We start from the raw sequence: 16,652 nt of genomic DNA, 5'->3' as shown, positions 1-16,652 counted from the left end.
ATATTAGATCTTTGTTTTTTAATTAAAATGGCAAATCGTCATCGTCGTCTCCGGCAAAAGGATTTTCGTTGGATACCGGGGAAGCCGATTGAGACGGAGCAGCCTGAGTAGGTTCAGAAGCATTATCAAATACTTTTTCTACTCTCCATCCTGTAATAGAGTTGAAGTATTTCGTTTCACCCTGTGGAGAAACCCATTCTCTACCTCTGATGTTGATTCCTACCTTTACATTTTCACCTTCTTTAAGATTATCCAATAAGCTGATCTTATCAGACAAAAATTCTATGTTTATCGGCTGTGGATACTGTTCCTGGGTTAAAATAACCATTTCTCTCTTTTGGAAACCGCTCGCAAAAGTCTGAGCATCAAAAAGTTTCTTTACCGTTCCTTGTAATTCCATATTGTAATTATTAACGTTGTAAAAGTAAGAAAATGAAATGTAATATCAGGTCCCACGGGAAAAAAATGTAAAAATTTTAATTTTTTTTCCTGAAAAGTTTGGAGGTAAAGGAAAATGCCCTATATTTGCACTCACAAAAACGAAACAAGCTCTTTAAATTTAAATATATTAAAAAAGCAACTGCGGATGTGGTGTAATTGGTAGCCACGCCAGACTTAGGATCTGGTGCCGTGAGGCGTGGGGGTTCGAGTCCCTTCATCCGCACTATGCGAAAATAGCTCAGCTGGTAGAGCACAACCTTGCCAAGGTTGGGGTCGCGGGTTCGAATCCCGTTTTTCGCTCCACACCATGCCCTGGTGGTGGAACTGGTAGACACGCAGGACTTAAAATCCTGTGCCTCTTTTGGCGTGCGGGTTCAAGTCCCGCCCGGGGTACTAAAACCCTCTGTAACTTCGGTGACAGAGGGTTTTTTTATGTTCAAAATTACCTGAAAACGGATAAAATTGAAAAACTGTACACGCGGTGGCACCTCTCCCGGGCTTCTGTTTGACAGTTTTTACCATTAGAATTTTTTAGAATTAGTTTCCTACTATATTCCCTTCCGAAAAATAACCTCAGCATAACTCGTAGATGTAAAACCGAAAAATTATATTTATTGAATGGTCAAACAAGAAAATCTGTTATATTTGGATAGAAAGTATGGACTTTTTATCCAAAGAGAGTGTTAATAGTGTATGTTTACAAAAGAAAAAAGTATTATGTTAACAGACAAAGAAATGTTACAAATAGCAGAGCGTTATTTAAAAAAGAGAGGGGAATTTGGAGGGAGTGAAATTGAAGTAGTTATAGATGATATTATTAAAAAATCTTATGGTAACATTTACCATTATAATTCTAAAGAATACCTTTTGACAGGAAATTTTAATAAGTCATTGGTAGGCAATGCTCCTTTCTTAGTTGAAAAAGAAACAGGCAGGGTGGTTGGCTTTGGTACATCAGGCAGTTTAGAAGATTATATAAAATCTTATGAAGAGGGTACTTTAGGACTATGTCTAACTCGTTATTGGTATCCTGACGAAGATAGGTTTGATTATAAATAATTTTAGATTTAGCCTGAATAAGTTATGCTAACAGACAAAGAAATGCTATCAATAGCAGAGCGTTATTTAAAAAGACGCGGAGAATTTGGAGGGAGTGAAATTGAAGTAGTTATAGATGATATTATTAAAAAATCTTATGGTAACATTTACCATTATAATTCTAAAGAATACCTTTTGACAGGAAATTTTAATAAGTCATTGGTAGGCAATGCTCCTTTCTTAGTTGAAAAAGAAACAGGCAGGGTGGTTGGCTTTGGTACATCAGGCAGTTTAGAAGATTATTTGGAAGCCTATGAAAATGGTACTTTCACTTCAGCTTTAAATACTTATTGGTACCCGGATGAAGACCGGTTTGATTACAAATAACTGTCAGATGAAATCATGGCTTATTCTCCAGTAACTTCTCCAACCTCAGAAAATCCCCGCAACTCCCAAAATTCCTCACATTTTTTTGTGTTCCTCTTAGAATGGCAAAACGGCATTGGTAACATAATTTAACCACTCCCACTACTTTATCCTCTTTTCTGAAAACCAGAATATCTCTGAAAGTAGGAATGCAAAAACCTCCGCCAATATGATCACTGCATTCTTTTTCACTGAAAATATCATTTAACCCGGAATACAGGGCTTTATCTACGGCTTTTATACTGAAGCCATGATCTGTTAATGTTTTTGAAATGTCAGGATCAGTTTTCTCAGGATAGTTTCCTCTGATGATCTTCAGGAGTAAAGCATCTTTTTTCTGCGGTTTAAATTCCATTTCAGAAATCTTATCGGTGCCTATTTTTATCGAATAATGATCGATCTGGTCAAAATCGAAGAAAGGTAGATTCTGTTCATCAGTATGGGAATGCTGCGACAAAAGAAGACACGGAATAAGCAGTAAGATAGAGGTTAAAAATTTCATGAAGGTTATTTTGGTATAAAGATATAAATAGTATAAGGAACCTGCTTTATTCTTCGTGGTATCCGGACCATCTGCAGTCCAGTTTCAGGTGTCTGTTTAATTCTGTGGTAAGTTGTTTTGCCACTGTGTAGAGTTCAGTTTCGATCTTCTCAGAAGAAGCCTGGAAAAAGCGGTGGGTATTAATGACGAAAAGTTGTTCCACAGAGCTATTGGTCAGTTTTATATTTACTGAACAATACGTCCGTCTTATTTGTTCTCCTGTGAAGACTTTCTCTTTTTGCCCGTTCACAATAAGTGTTTGAACTTCTTTTAACGGATATATTTTTGATGAAAAAAAGGCTCGTTTTATTATAATTTTTTCCTCTTTTTTATCTATAACCAATAGATTTCTGGCAGGCTGGAATATCCGGGAAATTCCTGAAATAGTCTGATAGACGGCCTGAAACGCGAAAATAAGCCCTCCGGCAATAGTGATATAACTTGTCACTCTGATGCCCTGAAGCATTAAAAAGTAGGTGGCTATTGAAAGAAGAATTCCAATGATCAGAACCATGAAGCCATCGAACCGGTCTTTGGGTGTCTTTTTATAATCAAGAATTACTTTTTCACAGGTTGTAGTGATCGTGAAATTTTCAATCTTTTTTTCCGGATATTTCATGGGTGCATGGCTGGCTTTGTACTTCACTGTCGTTTAAAGCAAAATATTATTTTTTCACCTTCGAATATCTGTTTACGATATTCACCCCGGAACCGCCGTGCCTTATGGTCAGCTGATCCGTACTTTCATCAAAGTCAATGGTATACTGGTGTTTCCGGTTTCCTTTTTCATCAGGAATAATCTTTCCGTCTGATATTTTATATTTTAAGTTGATTTCTGTCAGCATTCCGCCGGACCGGTAAGACTGGATGGTGTTTTTACTGATCTGTAATTCAACTGTTTTCAACTGATTATACAATTTTTGACTTTCGGCTTTAACTTTATTCTTTCTTTCGTCCGTATCTGCAGGATTTTTCATGGTTTTTTCGAAATAACGGAATGTATGCTTTTCAGAATTTTCAAAATAAAGGGTATCTGAATCAAGGGTATACAGGTTCAAATTCCATGTTCCCTCAATTCCGCTGTGTGTTTCTTTTTTTGAAAAGAACAGCATGCTTATACCCATGAGCAGGGAGGTAATAATGATTTTCATTGTTGAACTATTTGGAGTTGGTATTTTGTTTTCTCTGCTGCAATAAAATGTGCCATAAAGCTATTGTAGGCAGGCTGATAAAGAAAGTCATCAGTACCGCAGCATTATAAAACCCGGAGGCTTCATTACCCATTTCACTGTCCCAATAGCTGGTTCTCATAGCGATACAGACAATAATCATGGCCGCCAATGCCAGCGTGCTTATGCCGGTAAGGATGATGATGAGAATTCCGGTGAACTGCTTCATAATCTATGGCTGTTATAATGTTTTGAGTCTTTTCCTGATCAGCTTTTGATAATAGGATACTTTTTCCGGTTTATTCCAGTTTGTGTAAATTTCTACAAGCTTTTTAAGGTCTTCCATTGAAATGTCATGGTCGGCTTTTTTGAGGATATCAGAAAGGGTATTATTTTCAATTTTCAGCAAACGGACTTTTTTTCTGCACGGTAAACAATTTACCGGTATGGCTTCGATCCTGAATTTTAATGTTTCATACCAGAGTTTTTTTTCCTCTTTGGCAAATATAAACCCTGTTCCGCAGGTCCGGCAGGTGAGTTTCGTATCATAGTAAGCCAAATAGGATTTCAGCTCGTTATTTTGGAACGCGGGAAAGGCAACAATGGCTTTTTTGTGGTTTAAGCAGTCGTCACAGGCCCATTGATAACTACTGTCAACCAACATTTCATAAGCATCAGAAGCAGGGCTGTTATAATATTTCATGATGATCTTTTCAAGAATAGACAGGCATACTGTAATCTCTGTACTGTGTTTCTCTATGGAGCAGCATGGGCATTTCGCGTATTTCTTTTTTTGTTTTCTCATTTAAAAAGTCTTAACCGGGATTAATTGTTTCGTTTTCAATAAATAACTGGTCGCCATAATCAATTGTATGGTAAATCATAGTCCCGTTTTCAAGATGAAGAGCCAGCCGGCCGTATTCGTCCTGGGTGAGGTCCGTGATTTTCTGATCTGTAAATATCAGTTTTTCCGGTAGATTCCAGTTTTTATTGGTAAGCTTTATGATCGGCTGTTCTTCATTCCATTCTGTTATAAAATCATTTCCCAGCCGCAGTTTTTCATGTTGATTCAATTCCATGATAGTCGAAAAATAATAGGCAGGCGAAATTCCGGACATATAATCATGAGGTCCTTCCTGTTCTGTAAAAAACAGATCCGTCAAAACCTTGTCAAGGACCATTTTCCTGTATTCTTCAAATTCCGTCATGGGTTTTATGTTTTTATTTTGATGCATATTCACTTGCTATTCTTCCTGAAATCAGTCCTGCCACCGTTCCAAGCCCGGGCCATGTGTTGTCGCCTGTAAGCCAGAAGTTTTTAATGCCTATATCATGGGGAACCGCATTGAAATTTACATTTTTCATCGTTTGTTTGAATCCTCCCACGCTTCCGTTGGTCCTTCCTGTGAATTTCTGATACGTTAAAGGAGTTCCGATTTCATAAATCACCGGATTTTTTCCAAGATCAGGATATACCTTTCTGGCCTGTTCGATCAGATACTGCCCGATCTGCTGCTTTTTGAACTCGTAGCCGGCTTCTGATAAACCCTGCCACTCATCAATCCCGCAATGGGTGGAAATCATTACCGATCGGAAGCCTTCAGGTGCAGAAACCACATCACCTTTACAGGAGACAGAAATAAACATATTGTTGCCGTTTCCCAGCTTTGAATCATAATCCAGCAGAATCTGGTGATGGGTAAGAATCTGCCCGGAAACCTCTTCCTCCGGAACCCCTAAGAAAACAACAATTGCACCTCCCCGGTAGTCCTTGTTTTCTGTGATGAAAGGCAGCAGCTTATTTTTTATGGAATCAGGACTGATGGCGTGGGTTACGTCTATGGGTAATGAACTGATGATCTTTTGGGCTTTAAATACTCTTTTACCGGTAATGATTTGCCAGTGATCCGTTTCATGCTCAAAGCCGGTCACCCTGTTTCCTTTTTTTATGGTTCCGCCTGACTTTAAATAATATTCTGATAAATAATTCCAGAAACCTTTCATTCCGCCGTTTGCTCTCATAAGTCCGGCTCCCCGGATAGTGGTTCCCAGCGCCGAGTTGATAAACGGAGCCTTGTCTATACTGCTGTGTACCGTATCTTCAATCAGGGCCGACAGTAAACCCAGAAGAGGCTTGTCATGTTCCAGATTATATTGCTTTAAAACATCAAGCATGCTTGAATTCAGATACCTCACCAGGTACAGGTTGCTGATCCCGATACTTTTGATAACGTGATAGAGATCAGCAGGAGTCCTGATAGGTAGTTTAATGTTTTTCCTGCTGGCATTCCAGAACACTTTTGTTACTTTATCCATCAGCTTCCAGAATTTTATATGATTCCGGCTTGAGCCGAGCTTTTCCAAACGTTCCTTTTGCCACTTTTCAGAATCCCGGTAAAGGGTAACCTGCCTGTCCGGAAGCCAGGCTATATAATCAAGATAGCTTCCCTCAGGGATATCTAAGCCAATATCTCTGAAAAAATTACCGCCTACTCCTCCCTTTACAAAATCAACCAAAGTTGTTGCTCCCACATCAAATGAAAAATTCTTCCGGGTAAAAAAGCCGGCACAGCCGCCCAATTGCCCGTGAGCCTCCAATACAACAGTCTTAAATCCTCTGCTCTGTAATCTCAAAGCTGCCGAAAACCCTGAAATTCCGCCTCCGAAAATGGCGATGTCATAATTTTCACTCATTTACACTATCGTTGTCTGTAAAATGTCTGAATTAATATTTCGGATGGCACTCTCCTGAAATCACCAGGTTGTTTATAGGGTGAGTAACAGTTTAATTGACTGGTATTCAGGTTGGAAGTGAAAGTTTTGAATTGCATGGCTGGTTTAGTTTTGGTATTTAAAATGACATTTTTTTTACTGCATACCTGCTCAATGATTTTTTCTGTTCAGTTTTCAGATAACATGCAGCCTGTCTTCTTCAGGAAAACTAAACTACAAAAATTTATGAAACGCTAATGTATATATTATCAAATACTTGATGTTTTTTATGAAATACACTGGTTTTTTTGTTTTGTAAATCTAATTTAAAGTCCTATATTTGTCGCCAGATAAATCCTGCGGATGTGGTGTAATTGGTAGCCACGCCAGACTTAGGATCTGGTGCCGCGAGGCGTGGGGGTTCGAGTCCCTTCATCCGCACTGAGCTAAAAGTGCTTAAAAAATCTCTGTCAGTTATGGCAGAGATTTTTGCTTTTAATACGTTTGGAAGGGCTTCTTACCCAAAAAGTGTATTCATAGATAGTTTAAAGTAGTGTTTCAATACTGAAGCCGGCCGCATTCTTTATTTCCTGCCCATATTTTTTTCCAGGGCTTCCAGTCTTGCAAAAATATCGGTAAAAATATTTTTTTCCGAAGTGGAAACAGAACCTGTTATCTTGTAGAGCTCCGGACTGCTGTCGGATGCATATTGTAAATGGCCTTCGGTAAGGATTACAAATGTTTGGGATTCTTCCTTTCTGTACTCTGCTTTATTCAAAAACAGAATGTCTCCGTAATGGTATGGTGAAAGTAGAGGGTGCTGAGGAGTGAATTCGTATACCACATCAGTGTTTGCTAATAGTTTTTGCAGGATGGCAGAATTGGCAGAATTATTTTCTGGTTCTGTCCCCGTTTTGGCATTGTTCTTTATAGCCAGTTCAGGAAAAAACATCAGCTGATCAATGTCGGAAACACTGGCTAACTGATTCACCTGTAAGGTTTCGGTCAGTAATTTGTCAAGATTCAGGTTAAAATGGCTGGCTACTTTCAGGATCGTTTCTATTTTAGGTTCTGCGCGCCCCTCTTCATAGGAGCTGATTACTCCTCTGTTTAAATCAAAGAGATCAGCAAAGGCCTTTTGGCTCAATCCTTTAACCTGTCTGATTTTCTTGATGTTGGTTCCGAAAAAGCTCATTTTTGTCTAATCTTTTTTGCAAATATAGAAAATATAAGACAAATGAATGCTAAAAATATTTGCATTTTGAAAATTTTATTTTATATTTGTGTAAAGAATTTTAACAACTAAACAAACCATCATGAAAAATCAGATATTTAGAACAGTCAAAGAGTGGTTGTTAGATTATGAATTTAATATTACGCTGGAAGATGAAGCTCAGAGAATCTTAATCATAGAAAAAGAATCCAACGGAATCAAGAATATGATCCTTATTATATCTGATTCTATCCTGATTATGGAGCAGTTCCTGTTCGAAATACAAAATCCTACCGAAAAAATATACAGAAGCCTGCTTCAGAAAAACAGGGACATAGTACACGGTGCATTTGTGCTGGACCATACAGGAAAACGGGTGATTTTCAGAGACACCCTTCCTACGGATAATATGGCGCAGAACGAAGTAATGGCCTCCATCAATTCACTGGGAATTCTTGTAGGGGAATTTGCCAACGAAATGCTTGAAATGAGTAAGTAATTTACAAAAGATATTGTCATGAACATTTTTAAAAGACTATTAACAATAGGAAAGGCAGAGATCCATTCGGTGATCGACAGCTTTGAAGATCCTATTAATTTAACTGAACAGGGGATCAGGGAAATGAAAGAAGAGCTGGGTAAAAGCATTGAAGCTCTGGCTCAGCTGAAAGCGCTGGCTATCCGTAAAAAAAATGCGGCAGAAGCAGAAGAACAGATAGCCGGAGATTACTACAATAAAGCCGTAGTCATTGTTCAGAAAGCAGAAAAAGGAGAAGCAGATCCTTCCGAAGCTGACCGTCTGGCTAAAGAAGCCCTGAAAAAACAGACTTCCTCCAAAGAAAGTGCCGCCATTCTTCAGAAAGAGCATGAAAAACTCCAGGCTGACTGTGAAAAAATGCAGACCGGTATCGCCCATCTGAAATCCAGTATTGCCAAATGGGAAAATGAACTGATTACGCTGAAAGCAAGAGTTCAGGTAAGCGAAGCTACCAGAGATATCAACCAGAAAATGACCCAGATAGACAACAGCAGTGCCGTAACCATGCTGGAAAAGCTTAAAGAAAGAGTCGTTCAGCAGGAAGCTGTTGCAGAAGCCTACGCCGATATCTCAAAAGCCGGGAAAAGTATTGATGAAGAAATAGATGCTATGGTCAATACTAAAGACACAGAAGCCGAAGAAGCTTTGAACAGATTAAAAGAAACACTTAAAAAAGGCTAGATATGACCTTTCAGGAATTTTTAAATACAGCATTTTCCCCGGTAAACACCGTATTGAGCGTCTTGCTGATCCTGTCGGTGATCTACTGGATATTTACCATACTTACCGGATTGGATATTGATGTGGGAATACATCATGACCTGGATGCCGGGGCAGATTCCCCGGACGGACATGTTCATATTGCTGATCACGATGCCTCCGCATGGATGCAGTTCCTGAAATTTCTTAACCTGGATATCGTTCCGATGACGTATTTCCTTACCCTGTCGCTTCTGATCGCCTGGCTGGGATCCTTTTATCTGAATTATTTTGTAACCATGCCCGTATGGCTGGGAATTTTGGCACTCTTTCCGCTGCTGATTGCCGGAATGCTGCTGACGAAGCTGATTCTGAAGCCTTTAAACCCCTTTTTTAAAGAGATAAATCACAGGGGAGAAATAGCTCATGATTTTCTGGGAAGAGAAGGAAGACTGAAATCCGGTATACACGACGATAAAATAGGGATGATGGAAGTGTTTATCGGCAGCGACCCGATGACCCTGATGGTAAAAAGTGAAAACGGAGTAAGACTGGAACACGGAACGCACGTTATGATCGTAGACGAAGACTATGACAAAAGAATTTACTATGTACGGAAATCGATGAGATATTAAAAAACTGAAAATATGCTTTCTATTTTTATGATTATATTCAGCTATATCCTGGATATCCTGAGTCGGTATTTTTAGAAAAAACAAAAAAACACATTCACTATAAACAAACATTAATAAACTATGAACTTACCTTTTATTGCCGGAATTATTGTTGCCGTGGTGGCTTCAGTCGGGTTGATTTTCTGGATCCTGTCCATGTATAAGAAGACCGTTCAGGGAATCGTTATTTTAAGAACAGGATATGGCGGATCAAAAGTATTTTTTAATGCAGGTATCGTAATCCCTATCATTCACCGTATGGAATCTATGGATATTTCCGTGAAAAAACTGGAAATTGCAAGAGAAGGAAAAGCGGGACTGATCTGTAAAGATAATATGAGAGCCGATATTCAGGTGGCTTTTTTTATCCGTGTCAACAAATCAGTAGACGATATCATCAATGTAGCCCAAACGATCGGATGTCAGAGAGCCTCCGATGCACAGACTTTAAGAGAGCTCTTTGAAGCGAAATTCTCGGAAGCACTTAAAACCGTAGGAAAGAAATTTGATTTTACAGAACTGTACGAGGCAAGAAGTGAATTCCGTCAGGAAATCCTTCACATCATCGGAACAGACCTTAACGGATATGTTCTTGATGACTGTGCAATCGACTATCTGGAACAGACCTCCATTGATAAACTTGATAAAGACAATATCCTTGATTCTGAAGGGATCAAAAAGATTACAGAACTTACCGCTACTCAGAATATTAAAGCCAACCAGGTACGCAGGGATGAGGAAAAAACCATTACCAAACAGAACGTAGAAGCCCGTGAAGCTATTCTGGAACTTGAAAAACAGCTGGCAGAAAAAGAAGAATCTCAAAAAAGAGAAGTAGCCAATATCAAGGCCCGTGAAAATGCAGAAATCTTAAAAGTAGAAGAAGAAGAGCGTCTGAGATATGAATCTGTTCGCATCGCTACGGAAGAAAAACTGCAGATTGCAGAAGAAAACAAACTTCGCCAGGTTGTGATCGCAGCTAAAAATAAAGAGCGTGCAGACCTGGTAGAAACAGAAAGGGTAATGAAAGACAAAGCTCTTGAAGCTACCGAAAGAGAAAGAATCGTTTCCCTGGCACAGATTGAAAAAGATAAAGCCATCGAACTTGAGAAGAAAAGTATTCAGGATGCGATCCGTGAGCGTTTAACTATGGAAAAAACCGTAGTCGAAGAACAGCAGGGAATCAAAGACCTTGAAGCATTCAAAACCGCGGAAAGAAACAAACAGGTAGAAATTACGCTGGCCACTCAGGAAGCAGAGAAAAAGCTGATCGAAGAAACCAGAGCCGCAGAAGCAAGAAAACTGGCAGCAGAAAAAGATGCTCAGAAATATGTGATCGAAGCTCAGGCGAAAAGAGATGCCGCAGAAAAAGAAGCGGAAGCACGCAAGATCATTGCAGATGCCAAAGCAAAAGAAGAAGCTACCGTGGGATTATCTGAAGCTCAGGTATTACATGCCAAAGCAGACGCGGCAGAAAGACAGGGTATTGTAGAAGCTGTGGTGATCGAGAAAAAAGCGGATGCGGTGAAAAAAGAAGGAATTGCACAGGCAGAAGTGATCAAAGAAAAAGCACTGGCAGAAGCTGCGGGAATTACCGAAAAGGCAGAAGCCATGAAAAAACTGAACGAAGCAGGAAAAGACCACGAAGAATTCCGTCTGAAACTGAACAAAGAAAAAGAAGTGGAACTGGCTCAGATTGCGATTCAGAAAGACATTGCAGACGCGCAGTCACTGGTATTGGCAGAAGCATTCAAATCTGCTAAAATTGATATTGTAGGAGGAGATAATACCTTCTTCGACAATGTGATCCGCCAGGTTTCCGCCGGAAAAGGACTGGATAAATTTGTAAATCACAGCGAAAATGCGCAGATTCTCAGAGAAAACCTTCTCGGAGACGGTGAAAACATCATCGGTAAAGTAATGGGAATGGTAGATAAATACAAAATCTCATCAGACGACATTAAAAACATGAGCATCGCTTCCCTGATCTTTAAACTGAACAGTGTTGCGGATCAGCAGGAGAGAGGTATCCTGGAAAGAGCTCTCGACATGGCGAAACATCTGGGGGTGGAAAATAAACCGGTAAATAACAGCCCGATTTAATACATTACCAAAAGCCTCCCTATATTTTTCAATAAGGCTTTTTTAAAATATGATGCTTTGCTGAAATAATTTTAATTTACTGATAATCAGCCAAAAAAATAAAGGTATATCTTATGTTACAACCTTATAGGTTCTGAAAACCTATAAGGTTTAAATGAAGATCAAAGCAAAGCATTATAAATTTCACCCCAAGATATGCTGCCCTATGGCCGCAAGGACAACCTAATCCAACACTATGTCAGAAAAACTTAATTCCGGAACATACGAAATTATTCAGAACCGCCTGAATGAGCAGAAGAATGATCTGATCCAAAGACTTCAGAAGCTTAATGAAAGCCGTAAAAGCATTTTTGGAGGAATAGATTTTTCTCTTATTGCCAACGAAAGGATTTCCACAGACCACAACTGTATCGCCAAAGATATTTTTTCTCTGGGAGATCAGCTGATCTTTGGGTCCAATGCCCATCTGGGACTGCAGACGGAAATCAATATTTCGGATGTTTTTTCAATATACAGGATCAATAAAAACCGTTTCGAGCCTCAGGATTATACCCTGATCAATGATGAGGTGTTTATTGACGAATTCAAAAACCTTTACAAATATTACAGGAATACTTTCTTTGCAAGGTTCGCTTTTACAGAGAATTATCTCTATATGGTTTTCCAGCTTTCAGAGAGTACTTCAGATATCAAAGCTTTTAAATGGCTGATCAGAGACAGCCAGCTGACTTATGTAGACTCCAGAAGTGCTTCGGAAACATCATACCCGCAGCAGCATGGCTTCGTATGGACAAAAGCCACCAGAGATATGCAGCGGTCCGGTAAGCATCCCCATATTTCCCTGGCAGATAAAGTTTTTGTAGAAAGCATTGGGGGAGACATCACCATCAAGGTAGAAGACAATACAGATACCGGAAAAGGAATTTATTCCGAAGATGTCATCCATAAAGACCAGAATCTTGATGATGCGGAGATCCATTTCTGTGATCTGGATAATCTTGTTCTGTTTAAAATAAAGCCTTACCAGGAAACAGAACGTTATTTTATTTATAATCACAAGGAAAAAACCGTTTCAAGAGCGGATGCCCTGAAATATTCAGGACTGCTGCTTCCGGAAAACCAGGGCGTTTTATTTTCCAATGGATACGCTTTGCAGACCGGTGGCCTGAAAGTCATTTCTCAGGATCAGAACAGGCTGTATTACCTGAAAACAGTAACAGAACCCAATGGGGAAAATTTCCTCTATGTTTTCTATGATGATAAAACCAATAATTATCAGCTGATCTCCTACAACATCATTACCCAGACCATAGAAACACCGATCCGATGCAGCGGGTTTTCCCTTCTGAATGACGGAAAGCTGATCTATCTCCGGGAAAGCATTGAAACCACCAAACATCATCTGGCCCAGATCTGGCAGACCCCTTTCTCCAAAGAACTTCAGCCGAATCCTGAAAAAGCGGACAGCCTGATCTACAAAATCGGAAACAAAGATATTGTAAGGGTAATGGCAGAAAGCCAGGAGCTGATCACGCTTCTTAATAAAAAAGACTCATACAGCGGGCTGTATGATGATATTGTCAAGCTTTCGACCTTTATTCTGGATACCTATTATTTCCTGGGGGAAAATGAAGTTCAGAAACTGGATCAGCCGCTTAAAGAGATCCGGAAAATTGCCCATTCAGCGATCAATGAATATGAAAAGGTTGTAGAACAGAGAAAAAATACGGAAGAAGCTTTAGAGAAAATAAAACTGTCCTGCCGGAAAATACTGGATGACACCAAAAGGCTTCACTATTCCCAGCTTACGGAATATATTGATGCCCTTTCCCAGATCAGAACTTTAAGAGGAGAGGTAACCGGAGCAAGGGAACTGAAATATGCTGATATGGCACTTCTCGACGCTCTGGAAAAATCACTGGCAGAACGTTATACCGAGCTGTCCAATGCCTGTGTGGATTTTCTGCTTCAGGAAGGCGCATTGCTGCCCTATGAAGAGAAAGCCCGGCAGATTTCAGAAGAGATCATCAGTCTTCAGAAAGCCATTGATGCCAGAACGATTGAAGAAAATATCAATACCCTTTCCGGGCAGCTTGAACTGCTGGTAGATATTGTGAACAACCTTAAAATAGAAGACACCTCGCAGTCTACCCAGATCATTGAAAACATTTCCCAGATCTTCGCCCGTCTCAACCAGGAAAGACTGGAGCTCGGAAAAAGAAAAAGAGAGATCTCCGGAAAAGAACTGGCTTCAGATTTTCAGGCACAGATCACCTTGTTTGATCAGACTGTTATTAACTTCCTGGAACTTTCCCAGACCCCTGAAAAATGTGACGAATACCTGACCAAACTTTCCATTCAGTTGGAAGAAATGGGAACCAAATTCGTCGATTTTGAAGAATTCATCCGGAAAATTGAGGAAAAGAGAGAAGAGGTCTACGGACACTTTCAGAATAAAAGAGTACAGCTTACCGAAGCCCGCAACAAAAGAACCCAGAACCTTTTTGAAGCCGCTCAGAGAATCCTGAAATCGGTGCAGACCAAAGCTGAGTCTTTCGATTCTGAAAATGAGATCAATGGCTATTTTGCCTCAGACCTGATGGTTGAAAAAGTGAGAGATCTGGCCAGGCAGCTTGCCGAGCTGGAAGATTCTGCCAAATCTGAAGAAATTCAGACTCTTTTAAAAACATCCCGGCAGGAAGCGGTAAGAAAGCTGAAAGATAAAAAAGAAATCTATGTAGACGGAGAAAACGTCATTGCATTGGGAGATTATCAATTTGCTGTCAACCGGCAGAAACTGGACCTTACCCTTGTTCTCAGAAATGCGCAGTATTATTACCATCTTACAGGAACAAGTTTCTACGAGCCGCTTCACTTTGATACCACAGAAGACTTCAGAGAGGTATGGAATCAGGAATTCGTTTCAGAAAACGCTCAGGTGAAAAGATTCGAATACCTGGCATGGAATGTATTTTCAGCCCGTAAAAAAGTAGCGACAGAACCGGAAAATGAAACAGCAGTGCAGGAATTTACGGCCGCTCATTTTGGGGAAGGTCTTGTAAAGGGAGTTCATGATAAAGATGCCCTGGTGATTGTTTCAAAACTTCAGCAGATACACAACGAGCTTGGGCTGATGAGGTTTTCCGCCGGTGAAAGAGCTCTTGCCCAGCTGTTCTGGTTCTTTTTAAAAGAAGAAAGAAAAGAATATTACACCAGACAGTTTGATGCTGCGGAGATTATTTCCCGTTCATTTGCCAATGTTCAGGGATTTGAATATCTCCTGAAAGACCTGTCAGAAGAGATCAGAATTTTTGCTTCGGAAACTCAGTTTTTAAACAATATGGATTGTTACAATGCCGCCTTATACCTGAAGCAGGAAAACCGTGAGAGTTTTCTTATCACAGAACAGGCGGGAGCATTGTATGAACTGTTTTTAAAAGAGCTGAAAGAAAAAGGCAAAGACCTGGAGTTCATAGAACAGATCAAAGCGATGTATGTATATCCTTCCGCCTGCTATTATACAGCCGAAAGTGCCCTGAAAGCATTTGATCCTGCCGCGGATGAAAATGTAATCCGTGAAGCTGCCGCATTCCTGATCACCCGGCAGTTTGATCCGAAAAATATCAGACATGTTTCCTATGAATCAACAGTAAAAGATCTTAAGTCCCTGGAAAAAGATACGGAATATACCCTTAATTATTTTGAATTTGCTTCCCGTTTAAGCCATTTCAATAACATTACCGTTCCGAAATATAAAAAACTTCAGGAGCTGAAATACAATTGGGTAGGTGAAAAGAAAAAAGCCCTGAAGCTGGATACTTTTCAGCCTCAGGTGCTCAGTTCATTTGTGAGGAATAAGCTGATCAATGATGTTTATTTCCCGCTGATAGGAGCCAACCTTGCAAAACAGCTGGGAACGGCAGGTTCCGATAAAAGAACCGACCGCATGGGAATGCTTCTTCTGGTATCGCCTCCGGGCTATGGAAAGACAACCCTTATGGAATATATGGCAGAAAGAATGGGACTGGTTTTTATGAAGATCAACGGACCGTCTTTGGGGTATGATATTCTTTCCACAGACCCTTCGGAAGCCAGAAATGCAGGAGCAAGACAGGAACTTGAAAAACTGAACCTTGCCCTGGAAATGGGAGATAATGTCATGCTGTATCTGGATGATATTCAGCACTGCAATCCGGAATTTCTTCAGAAATTTATTTCCCTTGCCGACGGGCAGAGAAAAATTGAAGGTATTTACAACGGCGAAAGCAAAACCTATGACCTCCGTTCCAAAAGATTCTGCCTGGTGATGGCAGGCAACCCGTACACGGAAAACGGAGAGAAGTTTAAAATCCCGGATATGCTGGCCAACCGCTCGGATACCTATAATCTCGGGGAAATTTCAGGAGCAAGGACAGATCTTTTCGATCTGAGTCTTATCGAGAACTCACTGATGTCTAATGAGTACCTTACAAGGCTTACACAGCCGGGAATTGATAACCTTTATGAGCTGTACGACTGTGTTTTAACGAATAATCCGGCAGATAACCTCAAGGGAAATTTCAGTTCCGGTGAGATTGCAGACTTCAGGGCAGTACTCGAAAATACAGTCACGGTAAGAGACATGATCCTTAAAGTGAACCGGGAATATATTGCGTCTGCAGCCATGTCTGATGATTACAGAAATGAGCCGCCGTTCAAGCTTCAGGGCTCCTACCGTAATATGAACAAGCTGATCGCACAGATCCGGCCGATCCTGAAAAAGAATGAAGTTATTCAGATCGTTCTGGACCATTATCAGAATGAATCCCAGACTCTCACAACCGGTGCGGAAGCCAATATGCTGAAGCTGAAGGAACTGATCGGGACAATTTCTGAAGAAGAAAATAAGCGCTGGAATGAGATTAAAAAGACATTTGTAAAAAATAAAACCATAAAAGGGCTGGGAGAAAACGACAGGATGTCCCAGATCGTAGCTCTTCTTGCCCAGTTCGGAGACGGATTGGAAGGCATTAAAGAGGTTTTAAGAAAAACAGAACAATAACCATGAAATTTAAATATTTCCAGACAGGCTGTTCCGGTGAGGGACAGTCTGTTTTTT

General features: G+C 40.1%; 16 protein-coding genes and 4 tRNA genes. 11 read left to right on the top strand and 9 right to left on the bottom strand.

Going from position 1 to position 16,652, the window contains the following annotated elements; translation table 11 throughout:
• Positions 1-22 precede the first annotated feature (22 nt).
• A complete protein-coding gene (locus AC106S_RS14420; RefSeq protein WP_153396736.1) occupies positions 23-400 on the bottom strand; it encodes a DUF3127 domain-containing protein in 378 nt (125 codons plus the stop codon).
• 182 nt (positions 401-582) lie between these two features.
• On the opposite strand from AC106S_RS14420, the gene AC106S_RS14415 reads away from it, so the two are divergent.
• From AC106S_RS14415 to AC106S_RS14395, 5 genes are all read left to right on the top strand, one after another.
• Positions 583-664 (top strand) — tRNA-Leu (locus tag AC106S_RS14415).
• Positions 665-668: 4 nt separating this feature from the next.
• Positions 669-744, top strand: a tRNA-Gly gene (locus AC106S_RS14410).
• Positions 745-750: 6 nt separating this feature from the next.
• Positions 751-834, top strand: a tRNA-Leu gene (locus AC106S_RS14405).
• 300 nt (positions 835-1,134) lie between these two features.
• Entirely contained in the window at positions 1,135-1,500 is a 366-nt protein-coding gene (locus AC106S_RS14400; RefSeq protein WP_482440055.1) for a YrhB domain-containing protein, read from the top strand.
• A gap of 24 nt (positions 1,501-1,524) precedes the next feature.
• Positions 1,525-1,866, top strand: coding sequence for a YrhB domain-containing protein (locus AC106S_RS14395; protein ID WP_482440053.1), 342 nt, complete (start codon positions 1,525-1,527; stop codon positions 1,864-1,866).
• A 13-nt stretch (positions 1,867-1,879) separates the two neighbouring features.
• Here AC106S_RS14395 and AC106S_RS14390 read toward each other — a convergent pair whose 3' ends face one another.
• Genes AC106S_RS14390 through AC106S_RS14360 form a run of 7 tightly spaced genes read right to left on the bottom strand, consistent with a single transcriptional unit; the run spans position 1,880 to position 6,309 of the window.
• A complete protein-coding gene (locus tag AC106S_RS14390; RefSeq protein WP_482440051.1) occupies positions 1,880-2,407 on the bottom strand; it encodes a hypothetical protein in 528 nt (175 codons plus the stop codon).
• 46 nt (positions 2,408-2,453) lie between these two features.
• Positions 2,454-3,092, bottom strand: a complete 639-nt coding sequence (locus AC106S_RS14385) for a hypothetical protein (RefSeq protein WP_482440049.1) — start codon at positions 3,090-3,092, stop codon at positions 2,454-2,456.
• Positions 3,093-3,111: 19 nt separating this feature from the next.
• Positions 3,112-3,597, bottom strand: coding sequence for a hypothetical protein (locus tag AC106S_RS14380; RefSeq protein WP_482440047.1), 486 nt, complete (start codon positions 3,595-3,597; stop codon positions 3,112-3,114).
• Positions 3,598-3,604: 7 nt separating this feature from the next.
• Positions 3,605-3,844, bottom strand: coding sequence for a hypothetical protein (locus tag AC106S_RS14375; protein ID WP_482440046.1), 240 nt, complete (start codon positions 3,842-3,844; stop codon positions 3,605-3,607).
• Between the two features lie 12 nt (positions 3,845-3,856).
• Positions 3,857-4,420: a zinc-ribbon domain containing protein gene (locus tag AC106S_RS14370; protein ID WP_482440045.1), complete on the bottom strand. Its 564-nt coding sequence runs from the start codon at positions 4,418-4,420 to the stop codon at positions 3,857-3,859.
• A gap of 10 nt (positions 4,421-4,430) precedes the next feature.
• Positions 4,431-4,823: a hypothetical protein gene (locus AC106S_RS14365; RefSeq protein ID WP_482440043.1), complete on the bottom strand. Its 393-nt coding sequence runs from the start codon at positions 4,821-4,823 to the stop codon at positions 4,431-4,433.
• A 13-nt stretch (positions 4,824-4,836) separates the two neighbouring features.
• Positions 4,837-6,309: a phytoene desaturase family protein gene (locus AC106S_RS14360; protein ID WP_482440041.1), complete on the bottom strand. Its 1,473-nt coding sequence runs from the start codon at positions 6,307-6,309 to the stop codon at positions 4,837-4,839.
• A gap of 377 nt (positions 6,310-6,686) precedes the next feature.
• Between AC106S_RS14360 and AC106S_RS14355 the strand changes: the two genes are divergently transcribed.
• Positions 6,687-6,768, top strand: a tRNA-Leu gene (locus tag AC106S_RS14355).
• Positions 6,769-6,910: 142 nt separating this feature from the next.
• Here the strand turns inward: AC106S_RS14355 and AC106S_RS14350 are convergent.
• Positions 6,911-7,522, bottom strand: coding sequence for a helix-turn-helix domain-containing protein (locus AC106S_RS14350; protein ID WP_482440039.1), 612 nt, complete (start codon positions 7,520-7,522; stop codon positions 6,911-6,913).
• A 121-nt stretch (positions 7,523-7,643) separates the two neighbouring features.
• Between AC106S_RS14350 and AC106S_RS14345 the strand changes: the two genes are divergently transcribed.
• The 5 genes from AC106S_RS14345 (at position 7,644) to AC106S_RS14325 (ending at position 16,595) form a co-directional block, all read left to right on the top strand.
• Positions 7,644-8,039, top strand: a complete 396-nt coding sequence (locus AC106S_RS14345; protein ID WP_482440037.1) for a YbjN domain-containing protein — start codon at positions 7,644-7,646, stop codon at positions 8,037-8,039.
• An 18-nt stretch (positions 8,040-8,057) separates the two neighbouring features.
• The gene (locus AC106S_RS14340; protein WP_482440036.1) at positions 8,058-8,759 is read left to right on the top strand and encodes a PspA/IM30 family protein; all 702 of its coding nucleotides are present in this window, start codon (positions 8,058-8,060) and stop codon (positions 8,757-8,759) included.
• Between the two features lie 2 nt (positions 8,760-8,761).
• On the top strand, positions 8,762-9,412 hold the full coding sequence (locus AC106S_RS14335; protein ID WP_482440035.1) for a hypothetical protein: 651 nt from the start codon (positions 8,762-8,764) through the stop codon (positions 9,410-9,412).
• 120 nt (positions 9,413-9,532) lie between these two features.
• Positions 9,533-11,554 carry a flotillin family protein gene (locus AC106S_RS14330; protein WP_482440033.1) on the top strand — a complete coding sequence of 674 codons (2,022 nt, stop codon included), beginning with the start codon at positions 9,533-9,535 and terminating at the stop codon, positions 11,552-11,554.
• A 235-nt stretch (positions 11,555-11,789) separates the two neighbouring features.
• The gene (locus AC106S_RS14325) at positions 11,790-16,595 is read left to right on the top strand and encodes a DNA repair ATPase (RefSeq protein WP_482440031.1); all 4,806 of its coding nucleotides are present in this window, start codon (positions 11,790-11,792) and stop codon (positions 16,593-16,595) included.
• Positions 16,596-16,652 lie beyond the last annotated feature (57 nt).

The organism is Chryseobacterium sp. FR054 (assembly GCF_056844565.1).
This window is presented reverse-complemented; position numbering and strand designations above follow the sequence as displayed.

Coding starts and splice junctions, on each gene's coding strand:
- AC106S_RS14340 (WP_482440036.1), top strand. CDS start 8,058: ATGAACATTTTTAAAAGACTATTAACAATAGGAAAGGCAGAGATCCAT.
- AC106S_RS14365 (WP_482440043.1), bottom strand. CDS start 4,823: ATGACGGAATTTGAAGAATACAGGAAAATGGTCCTTGACAAGGTTTTG.
- AC106S_RS14390 (WP_482440051.1), bottom strand. CDS start 2,407: ATGAAATTTTTAACCTCTATCTTACTGCTTATTCCGTGTCTTCTTTTG.
- AC106S_RS14325 (WP_482440031.1), top strand. CDS start 11,790: ATGTCAGAAAAACTTAATTCCGGAACATACGAAATTATTCAGAACCGC.
- AC106S_RS14420 (WP_153396736.1), bottom strand. CDS start 400: ATGGAATTACAAGGAACGGTAAAGAAACTTTTTGATGCTCAGACTTTT.
- AC106S_RS14395 (WP_482440053.1), top strand. CDS start 1,525: ATGCTAACAGACAAAGAAATGCTATCAATAGCAGAGCGTTATTTAAAA.
- AC106S_RS14335 (WP_482440035.1), top strand. CDS start 8,762: ATGACCTTTCAGGAATTTTTAAATACAGCATTTTCCCCGGTAAACACC.
- AC106S_RS14350 (WP_482440039.1), bottom strand. CDS start 7,522: ATGAGCTTTTTCGGAACCAACATCAAGAAAATCAGACAGGTTAAAGGA.
- AC106S_RS14330 (WP_482440033.1), top strand. CDS start 9,533: ATGAACTTACCTTTTATTGCCGGAATTATTGTTGCCGTGGTGGCTTCA.
- AC106S_RS14375 (WP_482440046.1), bottom strand. CDS start 3,844: ATGAAGCAGTTCACCGGAATTCTCATCATCATCCTTACCGGCATAAGC.
- AC106S_RS14345 (WP_482440037.1), top strand. CDS start 7,644: ATGAAAAATCAGATATTTAGAACAGTCAAAGAGTGGTTGTTAGATTAT.
- AC106S_RS14380 (WP_482440047.1), bottom strand. CDS start 3,597: ATGAAAATCATTATTACCTCCCTGCTCATGGGTATAAGCATGCTGTTC.
- AC106S_RS14400 (WP_482440055.1), top strand. CDS start 1,135: ATGTTTACAAAAGAAAAAAGTATTATGTTAACAGACAAAGAAATGTTA.
- AC106S_RS14370 (WP_482440045.1), bottom strand. CDS start 4,420: ATGAGAAAACAAAAAAAGAAATACGCGAAATGCCCATGCTGCTCCATA.
- AC106S_RS14360 (WP_482440041.1), bottom strand. CDS start 6,309: ATGAGTGAAAATTATGACATCGCCATTTTCGGAGGCGGAATTTCAGGG.